14 protein-coding genes are annotated in these 14,545 nt (G+C 64.6%); 6 read left to right on the top strand and 8 right to left on the bottom strand.

Annotation, left to right across the window (positions count from 1 at the left end):
• The first annotated feature begins 29 nt into the window (after positions 1-29).
• From ACWPM1_RS06715 to ACWPM1_RS06705, 3 genes are read left to right on the top strand one after another with little or no spacing between them, the layout of a single operon-like run.
• Positions 30-2,198: a putative bifunctional diguanylate cyclase/phosphodiesterase gene (locus ACWPM1_RS06715; protein WP_455694065.1), complete on the top strand. Its 2,169-nt coding sequence runs from the start codon at positions 30-32 to the stop codon at positions 2,196-2,198.
• A gap of 38 nt (positions 2,199-2,236) precedes the next feature.
• On the top strand, positions 2,237-2,932 hold the full coding sequence (locus ACWPM1_RS06710; protein ID WP_455694064.1) for a nitroreductase: 696 nt from the start codon (positions 2,237-2,239) through the stop codon (positions 2,930-2,932).
• A 47-nt stretch (positions 2,933-2,979) separates the two neighbouring features.
• A complete protein-coding gene (locus tag ACWPM1_RS06705) occupies positions 2,980-3,840 on the top strand; it encodes a TauD/TfdA dioxygenase family protein (protein ID WP_455694063.1) in 861 nt (286 codons plus the stop codon).
• On the opposite strand, the gene ACWPM1_RS06700 is transcribed toward ACWPM1_RS06705, so the two are convergent.
• From ACWPM1_RS06700 to ACWPM1_RS06690, 3 genes are all read right to left on the bottom strand, one after another.
• Positions 3,841-5,046 carry a type III PLP-dependent enzyme gene (locus ACWPM1_RS06700; protein ID WP_455694062.1) on the bottom strand — a complete coding sequence of 402 codons (1,206 nt, stop codon included), beginning with the start codon at positions 5,044-5,046 and terminating at the stop codon, positions 3,841-3,843.
• A gap of 144 nt (positions 5,047-5,190) precedes the next feature.
• Positions 5,191-6,426 (bottom strand): carboxynorspermidine decarboxylase, encoded by a 1,236-nt coding sequence (locus ACWPM1_RS06695; RefSeq protein ID WP_455694061.1) that lies wholly within the window; start codon positions 6,424-6,426, stop codon positions 5,191-5,193.
• Positions 6,426-7,637, bottom strand: a complete 1,212-nt coding sequence (locus ACWPM1_RS06690) for a saccharopine dehydrogenase family protein (RefSeq protein WP_455694060.1) — start codon at positions 7,635-7,637, stop codon at positions 6,426-6,428. The genes ACWPM1_RS06695 and ACWPM1_RS06690 overlap by 1 nt, the downstream gene beginning before the upstream one ends.
• A gap of 64 nt (positions 7,638-7,701) precedes the next feature.
• Here ACWPM1_RS06690 and ACWPM1_RS06685 point away from each other — a divergent pair, with 64 nt between their 5' ends.
• From ACWPM1_RS06685 to ACWPM1_RS06675, 3 genes are all read left to right on the top strand, one after another.
• Positions 7,702-8,664, top strand: a complete 963-nt coding sequence (locus ACWPM1_RS06685) for a threonine ammonia-lyase (protein WP_455694059.1) — start codon at positions 7,702-7,704, stop codon at positions 8,662-8,664.
• A 66-nt stretch (positions 8,665-8,730) separates the two neighbouring features.
• A complete protein-coding gene (locus ACWPM1_RS06680) occupies positions 8,731-9,177 on the top strand; it encodes an MAPEG family protein (RefSeq protein ID WP_455694058.1) in 447 nt (148 codons plus the stop codon).
• Complete coding sequence (locus ACWPM1_RS06675; protein ID WP_455694057.1) at positions 9,174-9,611, top strand: MAPEG family protein; 438 nt, start codon at positions 9,174-9,176, stop codon at positions 9,609-9,611. Before ACWPM1_RS06680 ends, ACWPM1_RS06675 begins: the two co-directional genes overlap by 4 nt.
• A gap of 8 nt (positions 9,612-9,619) precedes the next feature.
• On the opposite strand, the gene trxB is transcribed toward ACWPM1_RS06675, so the two are convergent.
• The 5 genes from trxB to egtB form a co-directional block, all read right to left on the bottom strand.
• Positions 9,620-10,597: a thioredoxin-disulfide reductase gene (trxB, locus tag ACWPM1_RS06670; protein ID WP_455694056.1), complete on the bottom strand. Its 978-nt coding sequence runs from the start codon at positions 10,595-10,597 to the stop codon at positions 9,620-9,622.
• Between the two features lie 73 nt (positions 10,598-10,670).
• The gene (locus ACWPM1_RS06665; protein ID WP_455694055.1) at positions 10,671-11,447 is read right to left on the bottom strand and encodes a tyrosine-protein phosphatase; all 777 of its coding nucleotides are present in this window, start codon (positions 11,445-11,447) and stop codon (positions 10,671-10,673) included.
• Positions 11,448-11,484: 37 nt separating this feature from the next.
• Complete coding sequence (locus tag ACWPM1_RS06660) at positions 11,485-12,147, bottom strand: retropepsin-like aspartic protease family protein (protein ID WP_455694054.1); 663 nt, start codon at positions 12,145-12,147, stop codon at positions 11,485-11,487.
• A 50-nt stretch (positions 12,148-12,197) separates the two neighbouring features.
• Positions 12,198-13,184, bottom strand: a complete 987-nt coding sequence (gene egtD / locus ACWPM1_RS06655) for an L-histidine N(alpha)-methyltransferase (RefSeq protein WP_455694053.1) — start codon at positions 13,182-13,184, stop codon at positions 12,198-12,200.
• Positions 13,184-14,419, bottom strand: a complete 1,236-nt coding sequence (gene egtB, locus ACWPM1_RS06650; protein WP_455694052.1) for an ergothioneine biosynthesis protein EgtB — start codon at positions 14,417-14,419, stop codon at positions 13,184-13,186. The genes egtD and egtB overlap by 1 nt, the downstream gene beginning before the upstream one ends.
• Positions 14,420-14,545 lie beyond the last annotated feature (126 nt).

Here is a 14,545-nt window from a genome sequence, read left to right as displayed (position 1 = left end):
TGGCGGCAGGCAACGAACCACGGATCGGAATGGCCGTCAGAAATCTCTTGAAGGGCTTCGGCGCTCCTGCGGAAGAGGTCACCAGTGATGGCCTCCGCTCGGCCGTGCTCGACGACTTCGAGCAGACCGGCATCGCCTGGATCTGGGCGTCCGACGCTGAAGGCCATCTCAGCTATCTTTCCTCGGCCGCGGCCGACGCGCTCGATATCGCCATGCCGACCCTTCTCGGCCAGCCGCTGGCGAACCTGTTCGAAACGGACCCCGACGATCCCGACAACGGCTCTGGGCGCCCGCTGGGTTTCCAGCTCAAGGCGCGCAACAGGATATCCGACGTCGTCGTCCGCTGCGCCCTGCCGGAAGCCCGCGTCGGCCGGCCGGTGTGGTTGTCGCTATCGGGCCAGCCCAAGATCGATTCCACCGGCAAGTTCCATGGCTACCGCGGCGCTGCCAAGGACGTATCGGTCGAATACCAACGCAAGCTCGAAGACCAGCGGCTTGCCGAATTCGACTCGCTCACCGGGCTCTACAACCGCCACCGGATGAACCGCCGGCTCGAGAGCGTGCTGGCTGCCTACAAGGCCGCCAAGCGCGTCTGCGCGCTGATGATGCTCGACCTCGACCGGTTCAAGCAGGTCAACGACACCATGGGCCATCCCGCCGGCGACGCCCTGCTGCAGCAAGTGGCCGAGCGGCTGCGGAACGTGATCGGCGAGCGCGGCGAGATCGGCCGCCTCGGCGGCGATGAATTCCAGGTCATCCTTCCCGATGTCGACGACCGCGGGAAGCTCGGCGAAATGGCCGAGAAGATCATCCAGATCGTCTCGCAGCCCTACCCGATCGAAGACAAGCGCGCGATCATCGGCGTCTCGGTCGGGGTGGCGATCGCCCCTTACGACGGCCTCGAGGCGGACGAGTTGGTCCGGGCGACCGATCTTGCGCTCTATGCCGCCAAGAATGGCGGGCGTGGCCAGTTCCGGTTCTATTCCGCCGACCTCAAGGACGAGGAAGAGGAGCGCCAGCTACTTCTCGACGATTTGCGCGAAGCCCTCGCCGCAGACGAATTGCAGCTCCATTATCAGCCGGTGGTCCGGGTTTCCGACAACCACGTGGTCGGCATGGAAGCGCTCATGCGGTGGGAGCACGAGGAGCGCGGCTGGGTCCCGCCCGGCACGTTCATCCCGGTCGCGGAGGAATCGAGCCTGATCGGCCCGCTCGGCGAATGGGCTCTCAACCGGGCTTGCGCCGATGCCATGGCCTGGCCGGAAACGGTGCGCGTTGCGGTCAACGTGTCGGCCCGTCAGTTTACCGCCAACGGCTTCGTCGACATTGTCGCCGGCGCTCTGGACGCAAGCGGCCTCGCCCCCGACCGGCTCGAGCTCGAGCTGACCGAGAGCGTATTCATGGGCGACAGCGAGGCCACTGATGCGACCTTCCGCGAGCTGAAGAAGCTCGGCGTGCGGCTGGCGCTCGACGATTTCGGGACCGGCTATTCCTCGCTCAGCTACTTGCGCTCGGCGCCGTTCGACAAACTCAAGGTCGACAGGAGCTTCGTCGATACCTGCACCCAGAAAGACCAGAACAGCGCCAAGATCATCACCGCGATTATCGGCCTGTCTAAGGCGCTGGGAATGGATACCACGGTCGAAGGCGTCGAAGCCTTCGACCAGCTCGACGTGGTCAAGAAACGCGGCGCCGAGTTCGTTCAGGGCTGGATCTATTCCAAGGCGATGCCCCAGCCGATCGTTCTCGCCAACATTCACTCGGGCGAGTTCAAGATCGAGCCGAGCGGCCCGGACAAGCACCGGGCAGACCGGCGATCGATGTTCCGGCGGATCGGCATCATCCACGGCGACCACCGCTACGAGGCGGTGATCCGCGATCTTTCCAAGAACGGCGCCTTCATCGAAGGTCTCGTCGGCGTGCCCATCGGGACCGCTTTCGTGCTCGACCTCGGCGGCGGCCAGCTCGTCGTGTGCGAGGTGAAGCGCTCGGAAGGGGCCCAGCTCGGTGTCGAGTTCGAGCAGCCGCTGGTAAGCGACGGCGCCGGCGGGCTGTGCACCCGGCATCGCGTCAGCCCATATGCACTGGCTTCCGCGGGAATGCCGCTGACTTCGCTCCAGCAGGGGGGATCGATGCCGATGGGCCAGTCGGCGACAGCGCCGCAGTTCATGCAGGTGCAGGTGGGCAGCGGCGGCTGAGGCTTTACTCGGCGCGGCGAGCGGTTAAGCCGGTTGCCATGAGCAACGCATCCCGCCCATCCTACGACGAAGTGGTTCTCGGCCGCCGTTCGATCAGAGGCTATCTCGACAAGCCGGTGCCCCGGGCCTTGATCGAAGAGGTCCTCGAGCTGGCCATGCGCTCGCCCTCGTCGATGAACACTCAGCCCTGGCATTTCCACGTCATCTCCGGCGAGCCGCTCGATCGCATCCGCCAAGGCAACACCGAGAACATCCTCGCCGGTGTGCCCGACAGCCGGGAATTCCGCCGCGGCAGCCCGTTCGCGGGGGTGCATCGCGAGCGCCAGATCGGCGTTGCCAAGCAACTGTTCGAGGCCATGGGCATCCAACGCGACGACAAGGACGGACGGCAGGACTGGGTGCTGCGCGGATTCCGCCAGTTCGATGCGCCGGTGTGCGTGATCGTGGCCTACGATCGCGAACTCGCCGACAGCGACGACAGCGCTTTCGATTGCGGCGCGGTCACCAACGCGCTGGTCAACGCGGCGTGGTCGCGCGGGCTCGGCTGTGTGATCAACTCGCAAGGCATCATGCAGAGCCCGGTGGTGCGCCAGCATGCCGGCATCCCGGCGGATCAGGTGATCATGAAGGCGGTGGCATTGGGCTGGCCTGACGATACCTTTCCTGCGAACGCGGTCGTTTCCCACCGCAAGCCGGTGAGCGAGGCAGCGCGGTTCATCGGTTTCGCCGATTGACGGCCGGGTGAGGTCAGGCGCATCCTGCCTTCCAAGGAGACGCGCTCATGGCCACGGCCGCTCGACCTTCCGCTGACACCGAACTGGATATTCGCCCGTTGACCCCGGCGATCGGCGCGGAGATCGGCAACGTCGACCTCGCCTCGTCCGACATTGCCCAACGCATTCCGGAAATCCGCGCGGCACTGCTCGAACACGGCGTGATCTTCTTCCGCGACCAGCATCTCACGCAGGAACAGCACATCGCCTTCGCGCGGCATTTCGGCGAGTTGGAGATTCATCCGGCCACGCCAAAAGACCAGAAAAACCGCGAAATCCTCCGGATTGCGCATGGCCCGGACAGCCGCGGACGGGAAAACTCGTGGCATTCGGACGTAACCTGGCGCGAAAAGCCCTCGCTCGGCTCGATTTTGCGCGCGATCGAGGTGCCGGAAGTCGGCGGCGATACGCTATTTGCTAGCATGCACCTCGCCTTTCAACGTCTAACACCCGAAATGAAGCGCTTCATCAGCAGCCTCACCGCCATTCACGACATTGCCCGCGTGTTCGCCAAGCGCCTCGGCAAGCGGCCGGAAGAGCTGCATGAGCAGTACCCCCCGATGCGCCATCCGGTGGTCCGCACCCACCCCGAAACGGGCAAGCCGTCGATTTTCGTCAACACGGCCTTCACCAGCCACATCGAAGGCCTGTCCGACAAAGAGAGCCGCTGGCTGCTCGATCACCTGTACGCAACCGCCGCCGACCCGGAGATCCAGTGCCGGTTTCGCTGGCAACCTGGGTCGATCGCGTTCTGGGATAACCGCGTATGCCAGCACTTCGCGGCGAGCGATTACTTCCCCGCGCGGCGCGTGATGGAGCGGGTAACAATCGCTGGCTGCCGGCCCTTTTACGAGCCGGCCGCGGCCTGATCAGCGCAAGCTGACGACGTTGTCGCTGGCCCGGGGATCCACGCGATCGCCGCGGTAGAGACTGGCCATGGGCTCATCGTCGACCACGATCTGCTGCGCGTTCCCGAACCCGTTGAAACCGGTCTTCATCGCCGCGCCATAGGCGCCCAGCATGCCGATCTCGATGTAGTCGCCCGCCTGGATGTCCGCCGGTAGCATGAAGGGGCCCTTCATGTAGTCGGCATCGTCGCAGGTCGGCCCGTAGAACGAGAATTCGGCCAGGGGTTGGGCAAGATCGTCTTCCAGCGCGGTCACCGGGAACCGCCAGTCGACGTGCGCGGCATCGAACAGCGCGCCGTAAGAGCCATCGTTGATGTACAGCTCTTCGCCGCGGCGCTTTTCGACGCGGACGATCAGCGACGAATACTCGGCGCACAGGGCGCGGCCGGGCTCGCACCACAGCTCGGCGTTGTAGGCGATCGGCAGCGCTTCGAAGTGGCGGTGGATGATCGTGAAGTAATCCTCGAGCGGCGGCGGCTCCATGCCGGGGTAGTCGCTCGGGAAGCCCCCGCCGACGTCGACCACGTCGATGACGACCGAAGCCTCTGCGACAGCGGCGCGCACGCGCTCGAGCGCCTGGACGTAAGCGAACGGGGTCATCGCCTGGCTGCCGACGTGGAAGCACACTCCCAGCCAGTCGCAATGCTGGCGAGTGGTCTGAAGGAGTTCGGCCGCGTCGGCGAGGTCGACCCCAAACTTGGCCGCGAGGCTCAACTCCGAGTATTCGGACGATACGCGCAGGCGCACCAGAAGCCGGAGGTCGCTCGCCGTGTCGCCGTCCTCACCAGTGGTCGCCTCGACGATCTTCTCCAGTTCCTCGATGCTATCGAGGCTGAAGGTCTTTACGCCGTGCTCGAAATAAGCCTCGCGGATCGCCCTGGCAGTCTTGACCGGGTGCATGAAACACAGCTCGGCATCAGCTAGCACCGTGCGCGCCAGGCGAACCTCGGCGATCGAGGCGACATCGTAATGCGTCACACCGCTGTCCCACAGGACCTGGAGCAGGTCGGGCGAGGGATTGGCCTTAACAGCGTAGAGCGACCGGCCCGGAAACTTCTCAGTGAAGAATCGGGCGGCGCGCGCAGCGGCGTGCGGGCGGTTGAGAATTACCGGTTCGTCCGGCGCGAGCGCGCGAACTACAGACCGTGCGTCAGGATGGATGTGCAACTCAAGGGACCCCCAAACGTAAGTTTGAACGAGGCAGCCTTGCGGTCTTGGAAGTCCCCTTGGGGCTGCGGAGGGGGCCTATATAGGCCGGGGGGTGAACCGCAAGTGAAAATCGACCCCGTTGCCGCCAGATGAAGCGACGCGTTAGCTGAGCCGGTCGCGAAAATCCTCGTAATCGAAGGACTTGACCTGCTCGAGCGCGTCCGTACCGCTGTCCCATAACCAGATCGAAGGCAAACGTACACCGTTGAAAGTGTTGGTCTTTACCATCGAATAGTGCGCCTGATCGAGGAACGCGATTCGCTCTCCGGGTTCGTTGGGCACCGGCAGGCGATAGTCGCCGATCACGTCGCCCGCGAGGCACGATGGCCCCCCAAGCCGTACGACCTCCGGGGAGCCCGCCGAACCGTCGCCCAACCAGTCGCCGGGGTCGCCCAGACCGCTGTCTCCGCCCAGCGCCGGCCTCTCGCCGAGCATGGCAGGACGATAAGGGGCCTCGATTACGTCGGGCATGTGGCAGGTTGCCGAAAGATCGACGATCGCCACTGGTCGGCCGTTCCAGTGCGAATCGAGGATCGTACCGACCAGGATGCCGGCGTCGAGCGCCACCGCTTCACCGGGTTCGAGATAGATCGCTGCATCTGTATCCTCCTTGGCGTCCTTCAGGAATTCGACCAGTTCCTCCCGCTGGTAGTCGGCGCGGGTGATGTGATGGCCACCGCCCATGTTGATCCACTTCAAGTCGCCGAAATAGGGCTCGATCGCGTCGAACACCGTGTCCCAGGTGCGCTTCAGCGGCTCGAAATCCTGTTCGCACAGATTGTGGAAGTGAATGCCGTCAATCTGCCCCATGATTTCCGGCGTCAGTTGGTCGAGCGGGAAGCCGAGCCGGCTACCCGGCGACGAAGGATCGTAACGCGGCACCTCGCCGCAGGGGCACAGAGGATTGATCCGCAGGCCGACGTCGAAATCCTGGCCGGCCGCGCGCGCGGCGTCGAGGATCGGCCGATAGCGCTCGAGTTGCCCCGGCGAATTGAAGATCACGTGGTCCGAAAGCCGGCATACCTCCGCCAGTTCGTCGGGCCTGTACGCCGCGCAGTAGGTGGCGATCTCGCCATCGTAGAACTCGCTCGCGAGCCGCGCTTCCCACAGGCCGCTGGTGCAGACCCCATCGAGGTACTCACCGATGATCGGCGCCACCGACCACATGCTGAACGCCTTAAGCGCCGCGAGCATCTTGATGTCTGCCTCGTCGCGAACGTCCGCGAGAACCTGCAGGTTTGCGCGCAGCTTCGCCGCGTCCACCACGAATGCGGGGCTGTCGACCCTGTGAAGATCGAACTCGGCGAAGGCGCCGGGGTCCCCGGCTCTTGTCTCCATCAGAAGTTCACCGGACCCTGCAGTTCCTCGACGGTCCACGGCAAGCCATCGGAGTTCAGCATGTCCATGAACGGGTCTGGGTCCATCTCCTCCATGTTGAACACACCCTGCCCTGCCCACTTGCCGATGACGACCATCGCGCTGCCGATCATCGCCGGGACGCCAGTGGTATAGCTGACCGCCTGATTGCCGGTTTCCTCATAGGCCGCTTCGTGGCTGCAGATATTCTTGATGTAGAAGGTTTTCTCGCCCGAACCATCGAGCGCGTCGCCGGTGGCGATGACGCCGATGTTGGTGTTGCCCTTGGTCGTTTCGCCGAGCGTTTCCGGCTTGGGGAGCACCGCGGCGAGGAACTGCAGCGGGATGATCTCCCTGCCCTGATAGCGGATCGGCTCGATAGAGGTCATGCCGACATTCTGCAGGACGGTCAGATGTGTGATGTAGGCGTCGCCGAAGGTCATCCAGAACCGCGCCCGCTCGAGCTCGGGCACGAACCGTGCGAGGCTTTCCAGCTCCTCGTGATACATCAGGTAGGCGTTCTTCTTGCCGACCGCCTCGAAGTCGAACTCGGTCCTCACCTGCATCGCCGGCGTCTCGACCCACTCACCGTTCTCCCAGTGACGCGCGGGCGCGGTGACTTCGCGGATGTTGATTTCCGGGTTGAAATTGGTCGCGAAGTGCTGGCCGTGATCGCCGCCGTTGCAGTCGAGGATGTCGAGCTGGCGGATGGTCTTCAGCCTATGCTTCTTGAGCCACATCGTGAATACGCTCGTCACGCCCGGATCGAAGCCGCTGCCGAGCAGTGCCATCAGCCCGGCTTCCTTGAAGCGATCGTGGTAGGCCCACTGCCACTTGTATTCGAACTTGGCCTCGTCTTTCGGCTCGTAATTCGCCGTGTCGAGATAGTTCACGCCCGCTTCAAGGCAGGCGTCCATGATCGGGAGGTCCTGGTACGGCAGGGCGAGATTGACCACGAGCGAAGGCTTTACCTTGCGGATCAGGTTGACCATCGCCGGCACTTCCTCGGCGTCGATCGAGTATGTGGTCACATCGCGCCCGGTCCGCTGCTTCACGCTGGCGGCGATGGCGTCGCATTTCGATTTCGTACGACTCGCGACGTGAATGTCGGAGAAGATCTCGGCGTTCATCGCCATCTTGTGCACGCAGACGGAGCTGACCCCGCCCGCACCGATTACCAGGACTGTCGACATGATTTCTCCGGGAACTTCGATAGCGCCCATTGGCGCTCAATGCCGAACGCACTAGTCGGAGCGAATGTTTCGTGAAAGCCCCCGAAAGCCGACACGCGAAGGCGTGCTAGCGGCGGCCGATAAGGTCGCGGCGATCCTCCCCCCTACCCCGCTGCTGCCGATCGAGATCGACGGCACCCGGCTATGGGCCAAAGCGGAGAACCTGCAGCCGATCGGTGCCTTCAAGATCCGCGGCGGGTGGCACCGCCTCAGCGATCTTACTCCGGAAGAACGCGAAAGGGGCGTCGTCGCGGTATCAAGCGGCAACCATGCGCAAGGGGTGGCGTGGGCTGCCCGGCGGCTCGGGATCCGCGCGACGATCGTCATGCCGCATAATGCGCCGCAAGTGAAACTCGCGGCCACCCACGCACTGGGGGCGGAAGTGGTGCTTTACGAGCGTCCGCGCGAAGATCGCGATGCCGTGGCTGGCCGAATAGTCGAAGAGTGCGGGGCCGTGCTGGTACACGCCTTCGGCGACCCGTGGGTGATCGAAGGCCAGGGCAGCGCCGGCATCGAGATCACCCGGCAACTGGGGCGCGAACCCAGCCGGATCGCGGCCCCCTGCGGGGGTGGCGGCCTCGCGGCCGGTCTGTCGCTGGCCTGTCCGGATAGTGCGATCATTCCGGTCGAGCCGGTGGGATGGGATTCGGTCGGCCAATCCCTTGCGGCCGGCGAAGTGCGCCCGATAGAGGCGGATGCCCCCTTCACGATCTGCGATTCTCTCCAACCCTTGGCGACTAAGCAGCTCAACCTCGATGTTCTCTCTGGACGCTCGGAGCCCGGGGTGACCGTCACCGATGATGAAGTGCGCGTCGCGCAGCGCTTCGCGTTCGCGCATCTCAAGCTGGTCGTTGAGCCAGGTGGCGCGGCGGCGCTTGCAGCCGCCCTTGCCGGCAAGATCGTGCTCGATGAGAGCACCGTGATCATGGTCACCGGCGGCAACACCGACGCGGCCGCTTTCGCACAGGTAATCGCCGGCAGCGACTAGAGCCATTTGACAACCCGTCCGGCGCCGAGCACTCTGGGGACGGGGTCTATGAGGGGGATATAATCGATGCAGGCTCAAATGCTGGCGCCCGCCGCCGTGTTGGTTGCGTGGACTCTGGTGATGCTGGTTTGGGCTGCGGCCACGCGTTTGCCGGCGCTTAGCAAGATCGGCGGGCTGAAGAACGCCAAGCCTGGCGGCCGGGGGCAGGACCTTGAAGGGGTCCTTGACGACCGGGTCAACTGGAAGTCGCACAACTACTCGCACCTCGTCGAGCAGCCGACCCTGTTTTATGCCGTTTCGCTGATTCTGGCCGTGGCCGGGCCGTATCCCCTCGACCCGCTTTTCGCGTGGATTTATGTCGGCTTACGGATCGTTCATTCGCTGTGGCAGGCGACGGTCAACGTGGTCGCTATCCGTTTCGCACTATTCATGCTCGCGACCATCGCGCTTGCTGTGCTGACGATCCACGCCGTGATCCTGACGCTGTTCGCACAACCGGGGGTAATCACATGATCGGAATGGAAATCCTCAAGCCCGTCGTCGCGCTGCTGGCATGGACGATGGTCATGTGGGTGTGGATGTATGCCACGCGCATTCCCGCCATCAACAAGTTGCCAAAGTCGAACGAACCAGGAGCGGATCAGGGCTGGACGGGCGCCAAACTCGACAACCTGATTGCTCCGAGCATCCAGTGGAAAGCGCACAACTACAATCACCTGCACGAGGCGCCTACGCTCTTCTACGCGGTGGCGATCGTGCTAGCGATCATCGGACAGGGCGACGGCCTCAATGCCACCTTAGGGTGGATCTACGTGGCGCTGCGGATACTACACTCCGTGTGGCAAGCGACGGTCAACCGCGTGATGGTTCGCTTCGCTCTGTTTGCTCTGTCGAGCGTCGTTCTGATTGCGCTGATCGTCCACGCGGCGATGGCGGTCTTCGCCTAGTCGACGTTTCAGGCGACCGCCGCTTCCGTCGCCTGCGCCTGCGCGAAGTCGAGCTCGGCGAGGAACCTCTCCGCATCGAGCGCGGCCATGCACCCGGTGCCGGCGGCGGTTACCGCCTGCCGATAGACGTGATCCATCACGTCGCCGCAGGCAAAGACGCCGGGCACGGCCGTCTTCGGTGTGCCGGGTTCGACCTTGAGATAGCCGCCGTCGATCATCTCGAGCTTGTCCTTGAACAGCTCGGTCGAGGGCGCATGGCCGATAGCGACGAAAGCGCCGTCGCAATGAAGCTGGCTCATCGTGCCTGTCACCGTGTCGCGCAGCTCGAGGTGCGTCAGACCGCCGGCGAGGGGATCGCCGGCGAAGCTTTCGACCGCCTTGTTCCACAGCACCTTGATCTTGGGGTGCGCAAACAGCCGGTCTTGCAGGATGCGTTCCGCCCGTAACGAATCCCGGCGGTGAACGAGCGTCACATCATCCGAATGGTTGGTGAGATAAAGCGCTTCTTCGACGGCGGTATTCCCCCCGCCGATCACCGCCACCTTCTTGCCGCGGTAGAAGAACCCATCGCAGGTGGCACATGCCGACACGCCCTTGCCGCCCAGCTCCATCTCACCGGGCACGCCGAGCCATTTGGCTTGTGCGCCCGTGGCGATGACCAAGGTATCGCCTTCGTAGACGTCGCCGCTGTCCCCCACGGCGCGGAACGGCGGGCCCGAGAGATCGACGGAGACGATCGTGTCCCACATCATCCGCGTACCGACATGCTCGGCCTGCGCCTGCATCTCCTGCATGAGCCAGGGGCCTTGGATCACGTCCTTGAAGCCGGGATAGTTCTCTACGTCGGTGGTGATCGTGAGCTGCCCACCCGGCTGGAGCCCCTGCACGACGATCGGCGCCATCATCGCGCGCGCGCCATAGATCGCCGCCGAGAGCCCTGCCGGGCCCGAACCGATGATGAGCATGCGCGTTTGGTGAGTGGCCATCGAATTCCTCCGTCTGGCGGCGAGATAGGTGCGCGGGGGCGCGAAATCGAGTCGATAGCCCTCGCTATCCCCGTCAGGCGATGAACCTCGCCCGCAGCCGCTCGCGCAAGCGGTCGTCGGCGCCCACCGTGCGCTCGAGCCAGCCGTCGAGCGACCCGTCGATCTCCGCGGCGACCTCGTGGAAGCGCGCGAGATAATCCTCGTGGACTTCGAGCAGCGCGCGGATCGACTCCTCGTCGAGCGAGCGCCCCAGCCGCGCCTCGATCCCCGGCACCGATTGCGCACGCAGCACGTGGAGCGTCGGCGACTTGTTGGTGAGCAGGAATTCCTCGCGCTGGTCGTCTTCGGACACACCGAGAATATGCAGCAGCAGCGTCGCGGCGATTCCCGTCCGGTCCTTGCCCGCGAAGCAGTGGACGAGGCTGGCCCCTTGCCGCTCGGCGAGCGCGCGAAGGTACCGCCCGAACATCGCCTGCATCGCCGGATTGCGGGGCATGCGAGTGTAAACTGAAAGCATCCGGTCCCTCGCGTACTGCGCGGTCGTCACTTCCGGTCCGATGTCCATGTGAGGTGGGCTCGACGTGGTCTCACCGTCGTGCGCGACCACTTCACCCGCCCAGCCCTCGTGGCGGCGGCAGGGGTTCATTTCGCGCTCGGTGATACCACGCAGGTCGATGACCGTGCGGATATCGAGCCGCGCGAGTGCAGCCAGATCGTCGTCTGTCGCGCCAACATGCTGGCCCGAGCGGTAGAGAAGGCCCTGCCGTACCCGCCCACCGTCGGCCGCGTAGCCGCCATAGTCGCGAAAATTGTGGATGCCTTCGAAAGTCGGGCTCAGTTGCTCGGCCATGGTGCGCCCCTGCCAGCGGGCCGCCGCGCGGGCAAGCTCAGCCGACCGGCTGCGGGTGGTTCGGCACGAGGATAAGCGTCTGGCCCTCTACCCGCCAGGACTTGAGCCGAGAGAGGAAGTTCATTCCGATCACGTTGGTCTCGCCGATATTGGGCGCAATCACCGCGTCCAGACCGCCGGCCTTGACGTTGCCGAAGCGCAGCGTCTCGATGGTCGTTAGCTCTGCCGAAACCGTGCCGTTGGCGGTAGAGATACGCACCGGTACTCCGCCGGTACGCGGCTTCAAGCCAGCTCGCTCCGCCAGGGGAACCGACACCGCGGTGAGCGTGGCGCCGGTGTCGACCAGGAACGGCGCCGTCTCCCCATTGATGGTCGCCTGGATCCAGAAATGCCCGTCGGGCGACAGCGAAACTTGGGTTTCACCGCCGGACACGGTCTGCTTGGGCAGGCCCAGCTCCGGCACTGCGATGTCGAGCCGCGGGTCAAACCTCGAGACCTGGAGCATGACGACCACCAGTATAACGGCCAGCGCCATGGTGCTGGTGGTGGCCATGAAGCGGCCGAACCCGCGACAATGGCGCGCGATTCCGGTGCCGAGAATGCTGCCAAGCACGGCGGCGACGGTAGCGATCAGCAGCCCCGAGCGGGGGATTTCGCGAATGATTTCGGTAGTGGCCTGCCAGGCCGCCTGGACGTCCATGCTGTTGCTTTAAGCTATCGCGGCTTTCGCCACCATGACCCAATCGCGGATCACGGCGCGCTACGTGGGACGGTCGCATCCGCAAGGATCAGCGAGAAGCGGGATTCCCTGTCGAGCCAGCGCTCGCGCGGCGTCCACCCGCCGGCCAGCAGCAGGAGATGGGCGCTGCGGCGGGAGAACTTGTGGCTGTTCTCAGTGTGGATCGTCTCGCCCCGCCGCATTGCGAAGCGCTTGCCGGCCACTTCGAACTCGATATCGCGCGCGGCCTTGAGGTGCATCTCGATACGGGCGAAATCGTCGTTCCAACGGACAAGGTGGCGGAGGTCGTCCACGGGGACGGTGCCGTCCAGTTCGCGGTTGATGCGGTGGGCCAGGTTGAGATTGAACGCCGCCGTCACCCCGGCAGCGTCGTCATAGGCCGCGATGAGCACCGCAGGATCTTTCACGAGGTCCATGCCGATCAAGAGCTGGCTGCCCTCCCCCAGCGTCGCCCTCATCGTGCGTAGGAGATCGGTCGCCGTTCGTGGGACCAGGTTGCCGATGGTCGAACCGGGAAAGAACCCGAGTTTGGGCAACGTCGCGACCGCGTGCGGCAACGCCACCTCCCGCATGAAGTCTGCCTCGACGGGATAAAGTGGCAGTCCGGGAAATTTGCCCGCGAGCTCGCGCGCCGAATCGCGCAGGAAATCGCCCGAGATGTCGAGCGGCACGTAGGCCGCAGGAGAGATGCACCCCAATAGCAGCGGGGTCTTCACGGAGCTGCCCGAACCGAACTCGACCACCGCACGCCCTTCGCCGATCAGGCTCCGGAAGCTTTCGCCGCGAGCGGTGAGAATTTCGGTTTCGGCGCGGGTGGGATAGTATTCGGGAAGGCGGGTGATGTCCTCGAACAAGCGCGAGCCCGCCTCGTCATAAAACCACCGCGCCGGCACAGCCTTTTGCGGTTCGGAAAGGCCGCGCAGCACGTCGTCCCGGAAGGTGTGGGCGACCCCGTTCTCATCCTGCCGGACGAGACGCAGGCCCTGGTCGGCCTCCATCAGGCGTCCTTCGCCAGCCGCAGGCCGGTGAATTGCCAGCGCTGGTGGGGATAGAAGAAGTTGCGATAGCTCGGTCGGGAGTGCCCCCGGACCGTCGCGCAACTCGCCCCCTTGAGCACGACCTGGCCGCTCATGAATTTCCCGTTGTATTCGCCCACCGCGCCCTCGCCGGCCTTGAAACGCGGATAGGGAAGATAGGCGGAGCGCGTGAACTGCCAGCAATCGCCGAATAGTCCTTCCGATCCCCGGGGAGAGGGTGGCGCGGCCTCGTCGAGCTGGTTTCCATCCGCCGGGTCGTGCCCGAGGCCGATCGCCTCCCATTCGAACTCAGTGGGAAGACGGCCGCCCGCCCACGTCGCGAACGCATCGGCCTCGTAGTACGAAATGTGGGCCACCGGGGCGTTGGCGTCACGCGGCTGCCATCCGCTATGCGTGAAGTGCTCGCCGCCGCGCCAGTACAGCGGCGCTTCGACGGCCTCGGCCTGGACCCAGGCCCATCCATCGGCCAGCCACAATGCCGGATTTCGGTAGCCCCCATCCTCGATGAAAGCTTCCCAGTCACCGTTGGATACAAGGCCATCCGCGAGCGAGAACGGCTCGAGCAATACGCGGTGCCGCGGGCCTTCGTTGTCGAAAGCGAACCCGGCGCCGACGTGGCCAATCATGGCAATCCCGCCGGGGTAGTGGTGCCACCCCGCGGTGGCAGCCAGCGCCGGCTTGGGCTCAGTCGAGGACCACATGGCGGGTGCCAGGGGATTGTACCACAGCGCGTGCTTGATGTCAGTGAGCAGGAGCTCCTGGTGTTGCTGCTCATGCGCGATGCCGAGTCGGATCAGCGGCTCCAGATCCGGGCGGTCGAGCAACTGCTCCATCGCGCCTGAGACCTGTGCACGCCAATCGAGGATGTCGCACAAACTCGGCCGAGAGAGCATCCCCCGCCGACCGCGATCTAGCCGCGCGCCTTCCGCTTCGTAATATGAATTGAAGAGATAGGGCCAATCTTCGCGCCACAGGCGGTAGCCCGGCAATTTGTCGCGAAGCAGGAAGGTTTCCCAGAACCAGGTGGTGTGAGCGAGGTGCCATTTTGTGGGGCTCGCATCGTCCATCGACTGCAAGGTGGCGTCCGCTTCCGAGAGCGGCGCGGCAAGCGTCTCGCTCAAGGCCCGCGTGGCCCTGAACGTCTCGGCCAGGTCGGCCGAATCCGGCGTCCCTCGCCGTTGCTGCTCCGCCACCATACCTCCGCCAGCCGTGCCCGGGCGAGAATGCGCGTGCCGAGTCGAGATGAGAAGCCCTTTCGCAAGCATTGCGTTCCCGCCGGCTGATGCGTCTAACCGATGGTTTCCGGCAATCGCAACCGAAAG

The organism is Tsuneonella sp. HG249, from assembly GCF_053819205.1.
Note: the sequence above shows the minus strand (reverse complement) of the source record. Positions and strands in the feature narration are given on the sequence as shown.

Excerpts from the sequence above, each read along its gene's own strand:
- ACWPM1_RS06710 (WP_455694064.1), top strand. The coding sequence starts at position 2,237 with ATGAGCAACGCATCCCGCCCATCCTACGACGAAGTGGTTCTCGGCCGC.
- ACWPM1_RS06680 (WP_455694058.1), top strand. The coding sequence starts at position 8,731 with ATGCAGGCTCAAATGCTGGCGCCCGCCGCCGTGTTGGTTGCGTGGACT.
- ACWPM1_RS06715 (WP_455694065.1), top strand. The coding sequence starts at position 30 with ATGGCCGTCAGAAATCTCTTGAAGGGCTTCGGCGCTCCTGCGGAAGAG.
- ACWPM1_RS06665 (WP_455694055.1), bottom strand. The coding sequence starts at position 11,447 with ATGGCCGAGCAACTGAGCCCGACTTTCGAAGGCATCCACAATTTTCGC.
- trxB (WP_455694056.1), bottom strand. The coding sequence starts at position 10,597 with ATGGCCACTCACCAAACGCGCATGCTCATCATCGGTTCGGGCCCGGCA.
- ACWPM1_RS06675 (WP_455694057.1), top strand. The coding sequence starts at position 9,174 with ATGATCGGAATGGAAATCCTCAAGCCCGTCGTCGCGCTGCTGGCATGG.
- ACWPM1_RS06695 (WP_455694061.1), bottom strand. The coding sequence starts at position 6,426 with ATGGAGACAAGAGCCGGGGACCCCGGCGCCTTCGCCGAGTTCGATCTT.
- egtB (WP_455694052.1), bottom strand. The coding sequence starts at position 14,419 with ATGGTGGCGGAGCAGCAACGGCGAGGGACGCCGGATTCGGCCGACCTG.
- ACWPM1_RS06705 (WP_455694063.1), top strand. The coding sequence starts at position 2,980 with ATGGCCACGGCCGCTCGACCTTCCGCTGACACCGAACTGGATATTCGC.
- ACWPM1_RS06685 (WP_455694059.1), top strand. The coding sequence starts at position 7,702 with ATGTTTCGTGAAAGCCCCCGAAAGCCGACACGCGAAGGCGTGCTAGCG.
- egtD (WP_455694053.1), bottom strand. The coding sequence starts at position 13,184 with ATGGAGGCCGACCAGGGCCTGCGTCTCGTCCGGCAGGATGAGAACGGG.
- ACWPM1_RS06660 (WP_455694054.1), bottom strand. The coding sequence starts at position 12,147 with ATGGACGTCCAGGCGGCCTGGCAGGCCACTACCGAAATCATTCGCGAA.
- ACWPM1_RS06690 (WP_455694060.1), bottom strand. The coding sequence starts at position 7,637 with ATGTCGACAGTCCTGGTAATCGGTGCGGGCGGGGTCAGCTCCGTCTGC.